Below are 13,158 nucleotides of genomic sequence, written 5' to 3'. Positions count from 1 at the left end.
ACGTCTATCTTTTTTAAAATCCATGGAGATTTAACCCCTAGCAAAACTCCTAATCCATCTAATTCCATACCCCAAAATTAGCTAAGTTTTTAATAATCCACTAATTTAAGCGAAGAACCAAAAATAAAGCAGTGATTTAAAAATCTGCGAATCTGCGGTTTATCAAATGCCTATTTTATAGAAAATTATCTATTTTTTTAACAACGTGCTATTAAATAAATCTAGGATTCGGCGGTATTCATCAACCCACGAGTATGTTTCTTTAAAACCGTGTGCTTCCACAGGAAACGACGAAAGGCTCCAATTCTTCTTTCCTAATTCAATAAAACGCTGCGACATGCGAACAATATCTTTATATTCGACATTATCATCGACCATTCCGTGAAGCATCAATAAATTTCCTTGCAAGTTATCAGCAAAATAAATAGGAGAACTTTTCTTATAAGCGTCTGGATCCGTTTCTGGGAAATTCAAAATATTTCCTGTGTATCCGTGATTGTAATGTGCCCAATCAGTCACTGAGCGTAAAGCAGCACCCGAAGCAAATTCTTTTGGTGCCGTCAACATTCCCATCAAGGTAATAAATCCTCCATAAGAACCGCCATAAATTCCTACCCTATTAGTATCAATTCCTAAGTTTTTAACTAAATAATTTTTACCGTCTATTTGATCTGTCAAATCTTTTCCACCCATAAAACGGTAAATACCTGTTCTAAAATCACGACCATAACCATCGCTGGCTCTATAATCAATATCAAGAACCGTATATCCTAAATCAGTCAATAAATTATGAAACATGTATTCTCTGTGATAACTACTCCAATAATTATGAGCGTTTTGTAAATAGCCAGCACCATGTACAAAGATTATTGCGGCTTTATTAGCATTTTTAGTTTCTGGTTGATACATTCGAGCATGTACATCAGTACCATCTTGCGCTTTAAATGTAACTACTTCTGGTTGACGCCAAGCATACGAATTAAAACTTTGAGTGGTAGAAGTCGTTATTTGAGTTAGATTACTATTTAATTTATTAGGTGCCACATACATCTCCCACGGTTTATTTTTATACGAATAACGAATGGCTAGAGTTTTTTCGTCAGGAGATAAACTCACCTCATGTGCTCCATCTTTTACTAAAATGGGCTGCATAATCCCGCTCGAAACTTCTAATTTATAAAAATTTCTATTTCCAGGATGAGTTGTATTTGTTGTTAAATAAAACGACTTTTTATCATTTGCTAAATTAACGTTACGTACTTCCCAATTTCCTTTTGTTAATTGTGCTTTCTTTTTTGACTTTAAATTATAAGTGTATAAATGTGAATAACCCGTTGCTTCTGATTGAAAATAAATGGTTTCATTATCGCTAAGGAAGCCTAATATTCCCCTTCCATAAGCATTCGAAGGAATTCCTGGTCCGCCTATCCAAGCTTCATCGTGCTGATAGTCTAATTCTTGAAATGTGGCGTTTTCTAAATTAAAACTCACAATCCAGCGGTCTTTATTATCTTGACTTCTAATTTCTGATATAGCGTAAGAACCACTATCGTTGTATATAGGTTCTTGTACTACAATAAGCTTATCTTTTTTCTCGCTACTTTTCGATTTTTGGTATTGCTCAAAATATTTAGGAACATCTTGAATATGACTTAATGAAGAAAAATTTACAGTAATAACCGAATCTTTAGCGACATTGTAAATACCAAATGTAGTGACCAATAAATTATCTATCGATACTTTTTGCTTAGTATTTTCAATTTGGTTATAACCATCTGCTGTAATAAATAATGGCATCTTTTCGCTTTGACGCTCTACTTCTTGGATTAATCTAAAGGTTACATAATTACCTTTTGGACTTACTTTTACGCTTCCTAAATTATTTTTACCATAATAATACGGTTTCGGAAAATCAGATTTGACTGCCTTTACTTTGGCTAAATTATATTTTTTCAAAGTATCTTGATCTCTTATAAACTGGAATAATTCTTTCTGTTGTGTCTTTAAAAAAGATTCTTGCTCCTTTGCATTATCTTCTCCTTTTCCTCTTCTAAAATTAGTGATTTGAATAATAGAACCCTCATTGGTATTATATTGAAATAAATTTTCATTTTGTCTAAAGTATAACATTCCCGCTTCAGCGCCTATTTGCAAACTTGAAATTGGGCTGCTTTGTTGATATAATTTTTTAGAGGTTTTAGTCTTTAAAGAATATGAAAATAACCTTCCCTTATCGATGTAATAATATAGATTTGGATTTAACGATTTTTTAAAGTCCAATTTTGAAAAAGCTGCTTCATCAGATAAAGCCAATACTGGTTTAGAGACTCCAGTTTTCCAGTAATAAGTACTAGATCCCAATTCGTTATTTGGATTCCAATCAAAATATAGTTTTTGACCATCAAGTGACCATCTTTGATTTTCTGGTTGCTCGCCTATGAAAGTGTTCCCTTTCATTATTTCTTCTAAATGTAAAGATTGACTTTTAGCAACTATAGAAATTAAAACACAGAGTGATGTAAATATTATTTTATTCATTTTATATTGTACTACTTATTAATAAATTTATGTGAAAGAACATATTTACTGTTGAGAAAATTTTACAGCCATCCGCAATTATAATTACGACTTGTGTCTAATAAACTTTTTCGAAAATATTATGTTTTTACAAAAATAGGTTCTTTACCACAGTTACACAAAATTGTTTTACAAATTTAAAAACAGCTGTTATGGTAAAATGGATAAATATAAAATGATAATCGATAGTTATTGAATGTCACAGTTTACGCAGTATCGCTAAATGATGTGTATGCGATTTTCAAAAAATAAAATTGTTGAATAAATTTTACTTGTCACTTACAAAATAATGGATAGGCTTAAAAGTTCCTCCGTTGCTACCTTCTGCAGAACATGCTGCTAAGCAAACAATGAGATCCATTTCAGCTCTAAATTTAATATGATCCCCTGGTTTTGTGGTAGGAGGCAAAACAGAAATTTTTCCGTCTTTATCAAATTGAACATTCATGAATATATTAAATGCTGTAGGTAGGTCATCTATCAGAATATCATAAAATTTTAAGTTTTGAAATAAGTTATTTAAATAGCTTGGATGTTCTTCATGATTATCATACATTATTTGAAAGGTTTCAGGACTGCAAGGCGCTAATAAAAAATCATTGCGACGATTATTATCCTCTAGTATCTCCCTCATTTTATGGGAACGATTGCTCCATAAAAAATTTCCTGTTGTTATTAAAATACTTTCCTCAAAATCCATCGTTTTACCAGATGATATTTTTTCTTTAATATCCATGCTATTAAACAAAACCATATCACTTACCTGACTACCTAAAGGATCAATCACAGTGAGGAACTCACCATTTTTCATGGTAAATGCTGCTCCAGTTTGGGGTTCAATTTTTTTGTGATTTTTATTAATTAAGTGTTTATTCATGATTACTATTTTTATAATGGAAAGGACATTTCCAATTATTGTCAACGGCGCGGCCGCTATATTGTTTAGTTTCACTCTGCTCACCAAAATCTCTTAATACAGAATTTATAGTGCCTTGTAAAGCTTTGTCTCGCCAGCGTATTCTGTTCTTTATAGATTGATATTTGCCCATTTCTCTTAATTTTTCGAATTGCCAGTGCAGATTAAAAACTACAGTACAATAAGGAGCACTTCTTGCTAATCTTGAACTTTGAGGATGCATGCCTACGATGTAAAATGCCCGACCCTTAATACTAAAACTAAAATTGGAATCATCAGGATCCTGACTTACATTTTCATCCCATGGCACTGTATCGTTATCATGTAATTTTTGTAAAAAATTCCACAACGCTTTTTCAACTTCTACTTCTGTTTTAAAATCATTTTCTTTAAAACTATTCTAGTACCCAATAGCCACATCAATCTTTGGTGATTTACCTCGTCAAAGAATTTGGCCAGGTCTAAATCTACTGCTTTGGTTTTGCCTGATTTGACAAACTAACAAGCCTGTCGCAAAGGTTAGTGGGCGCTGCGTTTGGGACGGAATCCGTAACTGTTGGACGAGAACCTGGGATCGAATATCGGCTGCAATACTTGGCTAATGGCTTGTTGCACTACTCGGTCTTTGACCGTGGGGATGCCCAATTGGCGAAATCCGCCTGTGGGTTTTGGGATTTGGATCCCTTTAACGGTTTGCGGCTTACAGATTTCTTGTTGTAGTTCCATTTGAAGGTCTTGGTAATGCTCGGCAAACCAAGCTCCGAAGTCTTTTACACTCATTTTATCTACTCCTGCACTTGCGCCATTGCTTCTTACCTGCTTATAGGCTTTTTGCAAATTACTGAAACTTATAACTTGTTTCCGTAAATTTGTCATCTGATTTCGTTCTTCCTTGCATATAGAAAGCCACTCAGGATTTACCTTTCCGCTGCTTTGATGCCATACGGGTGTCGCTACAGCGAAAAGGTCGTAGCTAAGAAAACATTCTTCCTGTCCCGCAGGATTCATCTGATTCTTCAACTGTTTTCTATCCTTTTCCATTGTCTTTTACTATTAAAAAAAAACACCTCAGCTTTAAGGATTCGGCCCTTCGCTCCATATTCATTACAAATGCTTCTTCACTATTATGGCTTCGGCTGACTTTTACAATAACACTTTGCCTAAACAGTTCACTCGTCTCAGCCTCGGTTAACTATTGCAGAGCTCCTACGGTAAACTCATATCTCTTTCACTATAACTGACATAATTTACTACCTCTGTTTACGTCCAACTATTGGGCTTTGCGGTCTAATGCCCACTAAACCACAGAGTAAGCCTTATATTATGTTTCTGTTCGTTCAGTCACTTGGATCAAGGAAGCTATTGCTATCGCAATAATCTTCAGATTCTTCCTCACGAAAAGACACCCTTGCTCTTGACTAACGATTCCCATTGGCAGGCTCGTTCGGGACTTGCACACTATAGATATATAATGGCGTAGCGCACATAAAAAAGAGAGCGCTACGGCGTTCTCTTTTAGTTTCATTTGAGTTCTTATTTAATAAATACTTATTTTAAAAAAATAGTTTATGAAAACACAACAACATAATATTAAGAAACACTACTTGAAAAATTTTTAATTTTATGATTAATAATAGATTGATAAACTTTAAAAAGCTTTGTTGTATTTTTTCCAAAACAAAAAAGATAGTCACGATTATAAATTACCTTTTTGTATAAAAAAGTTACTTCTATAAATTTTACAATCCCCAATTTATAAACTATATTTGCTTTCGAATAAAAATTCTATGGAACAATTTGTAGTATCGGCACGTAAATATCGTCCTCAAACCTTTAAAGATGTTGTGGGACAAAAAGCAATTACCAATACTTTATTGAACGCCATAGAAAGCAATCATCTTGCCTCGGCACTATTATTTACTGGTCCTCGTGGAGTAGGAAAAACCACTTGCGCACGTATTCTTGCCCGAAAAATAAACCAACCTGGATATGACGATCCAACTGAGGATTTTGCTTTTAATGTTTTCGAATTAGATGCGGCTTCCAATAACTCTGTCGATGATATTAGGAATTTAATTGACCAAGTTCGCATTCCACCACAAACAGGTAAATACAAAGTTTACATTATTGATGAGGTTCACATGCTATCATCAGCCGCTTTTAATGCCTTTTTAAAAACATTAGAAGAACCGCCAAAACACGCTATTTTTATTTTGGCAACGACCGAAAAGCATAAAATTATTCCAACGATCTTATCACGTTGTCAAATTTTTGACTTTAAGAGAATTACGGTAAAGGATGCCAAAGAGCATCTTGCCGAAGTTGCTACCAGTCAAGGTGTTATTTTTGAAGATGATGCTTTGCACATTATAGCCCAGAAAGCAGATGGTGCCATGCGTGATGCCTTATCTATTTTTGATAGAGTAGTTTCTTTTTGTGGAAAAAATTTAACGCGTCAAGCGGTTACTGAAAACTTGAATGTTTTAGATTATGAAACTTATATCAATATCACTGATCTAATAATAGAGAATAAAATCCCAGAATTACTTTTGGCTTTTAATGAGATTCTGGCTAAAGGATTTGATACTCATCATTTTGTATCAGGATTAGCTTCTCATTTTAGAGATTTATTAGTTTCTAAAACACCTTCGACACTTTCTTTACTAGAAGTGGGAGAACAAGCCCAAAAATTATATGGTATTCAAAGTCAAAAGTGTGATCCTAACTTTTTATTAAAAGGAATTGAAATTGCAAATGACTGCGATTTGAAATATAAATTGAGCCAAAACCAACGACTTCTGGTCGAACTTTGTCTAATGCAATTAGCCTCTATCACATTTGATGGAGAAAAAAAAAAGTTGAGCAATTTATAATACCTCCTACTTATTTTAGAAAAATTGAATACTCTATAGTAGATAATAATACGCAACACAAAGAAGCAAAAGAGCAATCAAAAATTTATTCGGCTCCTGTTATTGCAAACTTAGAGCAAAGCAAAATTAAAATTGACCTTACTGTAGCTCCAGTTTTAGCCGCACCAAAAGCAATTACTGAATCAACCCAGCCAAAGGTTTCTGCATTTTCGCTAGCTAGTATTCGTGCAAAAAAAGCATTGGAAGAAAATTCTAAAGGAATTGTAAAAGAGGTTGCACACTTGCCCACTGAAAAGTTTACGGAAACTGAAATGCTATTGCATTGGAACAAATACGCGCAACGATTAGGTGACAAAGGGTTTAAAATAATGGAGTCTTTATTATTAATTAATGACCCTAAACTTAACGGAACAGCTATAATCCTTGAATTGCCAAACGAAGGTTCTAAATTAGATTTTGAAAAAGAACTCAACGGACTGCTAGGACATTTGAAAGGTCATTTACACAATCATGATATTACAATTGAGATTATCGTAAATGAAAGTATCGAAAATAAAAGAAGTTTTAATGATCAAGATCGGTATAATCGCTTGCATGAAATAAACCCAAATATTGATCTTTTGCGATCAATATTTGGGCTAGATTTAGATGCTTAACTAGGAGTACTTTAAATTTTATTGTAGTACATGGCTTTTACAATTCCATCAGAAAGACCGATTTTAGGCACATAAATATTTCTTGCACCACTCCATTTCATAGCGTTCAAATATATTCTTGTTGCAGGAATAATAACATCAGCTCGATCCGTATTTAATCCTAATTCAGTTATTCTTTGTTCATAAGAAAGCGAATTTAGAAAGGCATATTGCGAATTGACATACATATAAGAAAGTGGTTTTTCTTGCATCTTACCTGACAATTTAAATAGCTTGTTGATATTCCCACCTGATCCTATTAATATGACTTCCTCGTAATCCTTTGTATTAAATTTAATCCACTTTTCAATTTCTTCCCAAACAATATCGCAAACCATATTGTTTAATAATCGAACTGTACCCGCTTTAAATGATCTTGAATTAATCAATTTTCCATTTGAGAATAATGTAAATTCAGTACTTCCGCCACCAACATCTACAAAAAGATACGTTTGATCCGTTTTTATTAAATGATGTAAATCAGTAGAAGCTATTATAGCAGCCTCTTTTTTTCCATCAATAATTTCAATTTTTACATCTGCTCTTTTTTTTATCAACGCTACAACTTCTTTTCCATTATAAGCTTCCCGCATAGCTGAGGTTGCAAATGCCATATATCTTTCCACTTTATGCACTTTCATCAAAAGATTAAATGCTTTCATAGCATCGCACATCCTTTCGATATTTTCCTCTGAAATTTCTCCCACCGTAAAAGCATCTTGCCCTAGTCTAATAGGAACACGAACTAATGAGTTTTTATTAAACTGAGGTTCTTTACCTTCTTGTTCAACTATATTTACAATCAGCAACCTCATAGCATTAGAGCCTATATCTATTGCTGCATATCTTTTAATATTGATCATCTTTGTCGATTCGTTATTTTTTGATCTATTTTATTATTGATTCTAATACTTTTTTAAAAGTATGCTATTACAAAATAAAATTTATCTTTTCATTTACATTTTTTGTGTTACTTCTTTTGCTACCTTATTTTGATAGTATTTATAAGTTTCTAACTGCGCTCTAAATATAGGATGATGATGGCGCGCTTTATACTTATTATCTAATTTATAGGAATGAATACGTGCTTTTACATTTCCTTTCCAGCCTATATCAAAATTATCAATGAGTTCATTTTTTATTCCTTGATCATAAATAGGACAAGTGACTTCTACTCGACCATCTAAATTACGAGTCATAAAATCAGCCGATGAGATATAAACTTCTGTTTGACCAGCGTTACCAAAAATATAAATTCTGGAATGTTCTAAATAATTATCTACAATACTAATAGCTTCGATATTGTCGCTCATCCCAGCAATACCAGGGATCAATGAACAAATGCCTCGCACTTGCAACCTAATTCTAACTCCTGCTCTACTAGCTTCATATAACTTATCTATCATTCCAAAATCAGATAGGCTATTCATTTTCAATTTTATATGCGTTTTTCTGCCAGCTAAGGCATGAATTATTTCCCTATCAATTAATTTTATAAATCGCGTTCTCGTGTAATGTGGTGAAACAATAAGATGTTTGTAACGATGCACTCTATAATTGACATCAAAAAAATCAAATATTTTCATAATGTCTTTTAAAATTTGCTGATGGCTTGTAAAAAGGGTTACATCAGTATAAATTTTAGCTGTTGCTTCATTAAAATTTCCAGTAGAAATAAAGCCATATCGCTTAATTTTATCATTTTCAAATCTTTCTATAACACATATTTTACTGTGCACTTTTAAACCTTTTATACCAAAAATAAGTTCAATCCCTTCTAGTTGCATTTGTTCAGCATAAGAAATATTAGAAGCTTCGTCAAATCGCGCCTGAAGCTCTATTTGAACTGTTACTTTTTTACCGTTTTTAGCAGCGTTTATAAGTGATGAAATTATTTGAGAATTTTTAGCTAGTCTGTATAAAGTAATCCGAATCGAAAGCACTTTAGGGTCTAAAGCAGCTTCTCTTAAAAATTTAGTCAAATAAGAAAAAGACTGATAAGGTGCGTTGAGTAAATAATCTTTTTCACTGATTTTTTCTAAAATACTACCTTCTAAACTGAGTCCTAAAACAGGTAAAGGCACATTAGTTTTATATAATAAATCATAACGACTTAGATTAGGGAAGTTCATATAATCACGCCTATTGTGATATCTTCCACCTGGAATAATACTATCCCCTGAAACAATTTTCATTTTATCGAGAAAAAATTCCAGAGTGTCTTTTTCTATTAGTTGGTCATATATAAACCGAACGGGCTCTCCTATACGTCTATCTTTTACACTCAATGATATTTTCTCAATCATACTTTTACTCAAATCGCTATCAATGTCTAACTGAGCATCTCTAGTGATTTTGATCATGTGTGCTGATATGCTTTTATAATCAAAAATATTGAAAATACTACTCAAATTATGACGTATCACATCATCTAAAAGAATGATGAATTGTTGATCATTTTTAGATGGTAAAACTACAAAACGGTTGATTGCTTTTGGGATTTCGATAACCGCATACCGAATCTCTGAATTGATATTCATCACTAGCTTTACAGCTAAATAACCAGAAGTGTCTCTTAACAATGGGAATTCCGCTAAATCATTTAAGATAATAGTAACTAACTCAGGACTGACTTTTTGAATAAAAAAATCTTTTAAAAAAATTTCTTGATCACTGGTAATATCAGCTTCAGTAATAATGAATATATTTTTAGTTTCGAGTTCAGTTTCAATAATTTTTAAAATCCGTAGACTTTCTGACTGCTGCTGAATTGCAATCACTGTAATATCTTTCACTAATTGCTGTGCCGATATGCCACCTAAATATTTCTCACCTGAAATTTCAGTTAAACTTAATCGCCTTATAGCAGCAAAGCGAACTCTAAAAAATTCATCTAAATTATTTGAAAAAATACCTAAAAAACGCAAACGTTCCAGTAATGGAACAGTAATATCAGCTGCTTCTTGTAAAACTCGAGCATTAAACGCCAACCAACTTTTTTCTCTATCAATATATTTATATTCTAAAACTTTATTCATCTTAAATTTTTCGGAAATATTGTTTTGCTAATTTTACCTTCTCTTATTTTATTCCAATCATCTGTATCAAAACGTAAAGAGACAAAACCCGATGTGGGTATATTTTCTATAAATTGATCGCCTACTCTATTGGCAAAGTCTGTAATGGCACCGTTATGCCCAATAACAATAACGGTCTCGTATTGATTTGAAATAGACTTGATAATATTTTCTAATTTATAGTCATCAAACGTATAAAGGTCGTCTTTGTATTCAATACTTTCAACAGGATACAGCAAATTTTGAGCAAAAATTAACGCTGTATCAACGGCTCTTTTCGCTGAACTACTCCAGATAATATATTTTTTTGGAAGAAAATCTTTTATATGAAGTGACACTAAGTGAGCATCTTTGATTCCTTGGCATTTTAAACTGCGATCTTTATCATGCGTTGGAACTTCCCAGCTCGATTTTGCATGACGAATTAATACTAAGTTTTTCATTACAAAGATGGTTTTTAATTGTTACAGATAAAATAAATATTTGACAACAATTTACGAAAGATATTTTATAATAAATCTTTTAAATAATAAGAATTCATCAAATTTTACGAAAACAGTGATTTCATTACCTTTACAGCGTGTATAAAAAATCTATTTAAATTATTGTATCGTTTTTACTAATGAAATATATAATTCTATACTAACTGCTATATTTTGTGCAGTACAAGAAGTAATGGGAACTAAAAATGTATAAAGTATTAGATAAAGATAGTTTAAAGCTATTATTGTGGTAAACTCCAAAAAATTCAGTTCACAGACCTATAAATGAGTACGATGAATTTCGTTTTTTAAATATAATGATCGCATTTATAACAATAGGAATTAGTATTGTTCTTTAGAGTATCATTTCTTCAAATAAACGCTGTGCTGTCTGTTCTAAGTCTTCACTAAAACCTGAATGTGGTCTTGATGTTTGAATTACAGAACTTCTAAGTGCTGTCAACCAACGGAATCGTTCTGAATTTTCAAATGATGCAATACGACCACCGTCTTTATTTCCGTGAGCAATTTTCTGAAATGATTCTAAGTTCAATTGTAATTGCTCTAGATCTAAGTCATTAGCAAATAATACCAATTTTGATTCATTGATCGTAAAAAGCATTCTAATAAACTTAGCTCTTTTACAAAAAATCATAATACCTACATTGAGGAATTCTTCGCGCTCTACCCTTGGTACAACACGGATTACCGCATACTCATATAAGTGTTTTTCTTGCATTTTGAGCTTCATTTACAAAAATTTCAGAATGATTTAATCGTATTGTTAAAAACTGAAGATAAACTTCACGTAGTGCCTCAGGACTTTCATCGCTATCTTCCCATTGAAGCCACTCTTCGGGTATCAAATTAACAATAGATCGTAAAACTTCAACAGATAGAATGGTTTTAAAATCTACATCTACTTCCTGCAATAATGATGCTTGCGGTAACAAAACATGATCTTTTATTAGCGCGAAAGCACTTTGAGCATGCTTCTCCCAGTTGATCCACGAATGATGAAAATACAAACAAGCTCCATGATCAATCAGCCATAATTCTTTATGCCACATCAACATATTTGTATTTCTAAAGGTGCGATCAACATTAGTGATATACGCATCAAGCCACACAATTTGCGAGGCCAGTTTTGCATCAATAATAGTAACTACAGGATCGTAATTGATGGCTCCCGATAAATAATGCAAAGCCAAATTAAGACCTTGACTTGCTTGCAGTAAATCCTGAATTTCTTCATCAGCCTCGCTGCGTCCAAAAGCTTCATCGAGATTAGCAAAAACAAGCTCTGGCATCTTAAGTTTTAAAACACGCGCTATTTCACCACCTATCAATTCAGCAATCAGTGCTTTTACGCCATGACCTGCTCCTTTAAATTTTAAGACATATTTAAAGTCATCGTCGGCTTCTGCCAAAGCAGGTAGAGAGCCACCTTCACGCAACGGAATTATATATCGAGTAACATTTACAGTTCTCAAATGAGGTTTATTTTCCATAAACTGATTTTATTGCTGTTTTTTAGATGGCTACAAACTTACAAATTACTATCATCGATTTTATGACTGCTATTGGTATTTGCTTCTATTTTCTAATGTTAAATAAGCTTTTCCGATATTCTCAATAATATCTGAAGCAATAAATGATTGATAACCAGTTTGTGGCAGTGCAATATCGGCCGTTAATCCATGAAGATAAACCCCAACAATTGCAGCTTCTTCTGAATTATAAGATTGTGCCAATAGACTTGTGATTATTCCAGTCAATACATCACCACTTCCTGCCGTTGCTAATGCAGCATTTCCTGTACTGTTTTTATAAACTATTGCTCCATTTATAATATGAGTTGGTGCACCCTTCATTACCACAATTAAGTCGTACTGCTGAGAAAAAGCAATCGTTTTATCGAATTTTTCTTCTTCAGAATTCCATTTTCCTATCAGTCGCTCCAATTCTTTAGGATGCGGTGTGAGAATAGTTTTTGGTTTCAAAAAAGAAAGCCGTGATTTATTTTGAGATAAAATATTTAAAGCGTCCGCATCAATTACTAATGGTACTTTATTAGATTTTAAAAACTGATCAAAAGCATATTTTGTAGCATCATCCTGCCCTATTCCTGGTCCTATTCCTATTGCTTTGGGCTCAATGTCATAAGAGATGTTAGAAATAAATTTTTCTTTTACATCGGTTAAAACCATTACCTCAGGAATAGCAATTTGTAGGATATCATAACCGCATGCTGGGATAAAAGCTGTTACCAATCCGCAACCTGCTTTAAGAGCTGCTTTGGCAGACAAGCATATAGCACCTATTTTTCCATAGCTTCCGCCAATTAATAAAGCATGTCCTTGTATCCCTTTATGAGTATAATTATCAATAGGTTTATACCGCTTTAAAATTTGTGTTTTATCAATAAGTGTAGTATTCATCACCATTTTTATTTGTTTAAAAATACATTTTTTAAATGGAAATTAAAAAAAGAAAAATCTAAATAATCCTCAATCGCTATTCTTAGCGTAACTAAAG

At 32.8% G+C, this 13,158-nt stretch carries 11 protein-coding genes and 1 pseudogene; 2 read left to right on the top strand and 10 right to left on the bottom strand.

Annotated elements, in window-relative coordinates; all coding sequences use genetic code 11:
- Positions 1-189: 189 nt before the first annotated feature.
- The 4 genes and pseudogenes from RCH18_RS12695 to RCH18_RS12680 all read right to left on the bottom strand — a co-directional run bounded on the left by RCH18_RS12695 (position 190) and on the right by RCH18_RS12680 (position 4,534).
- Positions 190-2,538 carry a S9 family peptidase gene (locus tag RCH18_RS12695; RefSeq protein ID WP_326937135.1) on the bottom strand — a complete coding sequence of 783 codons (2,349 nt, stop codon included), beginning with the start codon at positions 2,536-2,538 and terminating at the stop codon, positions 190-192.
- A gap of 307 nt (positions 2,539-2,845) precedes the next feature.
- A complete protein-coding gene (locus tag RCH18_RS12690; RefSeq protein WP_326937134.1) occupies positions 2,846-3,454 on the bottom strand; it encodes an urea carboxylase-associated family protein in 609 nt (202 codons plus the stop codon).
- Positions 3,447-3,875 (bottom strand): annotated as a pseudogene (gene gntA, locus RCH18_RS12685) (guanitoxin biosynthesis heme-dependent pre-guanitoxin N-hydroxylase GntA); the annotation flags it as partial. The pseudogene gntA and the gene RCH18_RS12690, both read right to left, overlap by 8 nt.
- Positions 3,876-4,012: 137 nt before the next feature.
- The gene (locus RCH18_RS12680; RefSeq protein WP_326937133.1) at positions 4,013-4,534 is read right to left on the bottom strand and encodes a reverse transcriptase domain-containing protein; all 522 of its coding nucleotides are present in this window, start codon (positions 4,532-4,534) and stop codon (positions 4,013-4,015) included.
- Positions 4,535-5,280: 746 nt separating this feature from the next.
- Between RCH18_RS12680 and dnaX the strand changes: the two genes are divergently transcribed.
- Both dnaX and RCH18_RS12670 read left to right on the top strand, forming a co-directional pair.
- Complete coding sequence (dnaX, locus tag RCH18_RS12675; protein ID WP_326937132.1) at positions 5,281-6,366, top strand: DNA polymerase III subunit gamma/tau; 1,086 nt, start codon at positions 5,281-5,283, stop codon at positions 6,364-6,366.
- A 239-nt stretch (positions 6,367-6,605) separates the two neighbouring features.
- Positions 6,606-7,022 carry a DNA polymerase III subunit gamma/tau gene (locus RCH18_RS12670; RefSeq protein ID WP_326937131.1) on the top strand — a complete coding sequence of 139 codons (417 nt, stop codon included), beginning with the start codon at positions 6,606-6,608 and terminating at the stop codon, positions 7,020-7,022.
- 11 nt (positions 7,023-7,033) lie between these two features.
- On the opposite strand, the gene RCH18_RS12665 is transcribed toward RCH18_RS12670, so the two are convergent.
- From RCH18_RS12665 to RCH18_RS12640, 6 genes are all read right to left on the bottom strand, one after another.
- A complete protein-coding gene (locus RCH18_RS12665; protein ID WP_326937130.1) occupies positions 7,034-7,924 on the bottom strand; it encodes a Ppx/GppA phosphatase family protein in 891 nt (296 codons plus the stop codon).
- Positions 7,925-8,017: 93 nt separating this feature from the next.
- Positions 8,018-10,099, bottom strand: a complete 2,082-nt coding sequence (gene ppk1, locus RCH18_RS12660; protein WP_326937129.1) for a polyphosphate kinase 1 — start codon at positions 10,097-10,099, stop codon at positions 8,018-8,020.
- Positions 10,096-10,581 carry a SixA phosphatase family protein gene (locus tag RCH18_RS12655; RefSeq protein WP_326937128.1) on the bottom strand — a complete coding sequence of 162 codons (486 nt, stop codon included), beginning with the start codon at positions 10,579-10,581 and terminating at the stop codon, positions 10,096-10,098. The genes ppk1 and RCH18_RS12655 overlap by 4 nt, the downstream gene beginning before the upstream one ends.
- A gap of 394 nt (positions 10,582-10,975) precedes the next feature.
- Positions 10,976-11,359 (bottom strand): DUF3037 domain-containing protein, encoded by a 384-nt coding sequence (locus RCH18_RS12650; protein WP_326937127.1) that lies wholly within the window; start codon positions 11,357-11,359, stop codon positions 10,976-10,978.
- A complete protein-coding gene (locus tag RCH18_RS12645) occupies positions 11,337-12,131 on the bottom strand; it encodes a HipA family kinase (RefSeq protein WP_326937126.1) in 795 nt (264 codons plus the stop codon). Before RCH18_RS12645 ends, RCH18_RS12650 begins: the two co-directional genes overlap by 23 nt.
- Positions 12,132-12,200: 69 nt before the next feature.
- Complete coding sequence (locus tag RCH18_RS12640) at positions 12,201-13,061, bottom strand: NAD(P)H-hydrate dehydratase (RefSeq protein ID WP_326937125.1); 861 nt, start codon at positions 13,059-13,061, stop codon at positions 12,201-12,203.
- Positions 13,062-13,158: the final 97 nt, after the last annotated feature.

Origin of the sequence: Flavobacterium sp. PL11, from assembly GCF_035985025.1 — a bacterium.
Lineage (GTDB): Bacteria > Bacteroidota > Bacteroidia > Flavobacteriales > Flavobacteriaceae > Flavobacterium.
The sequence above is the reverse complement of the archived record's forward strand: the minus strand, read 5'-3'. Positions and strand labels throughout refer to the sequence as shown.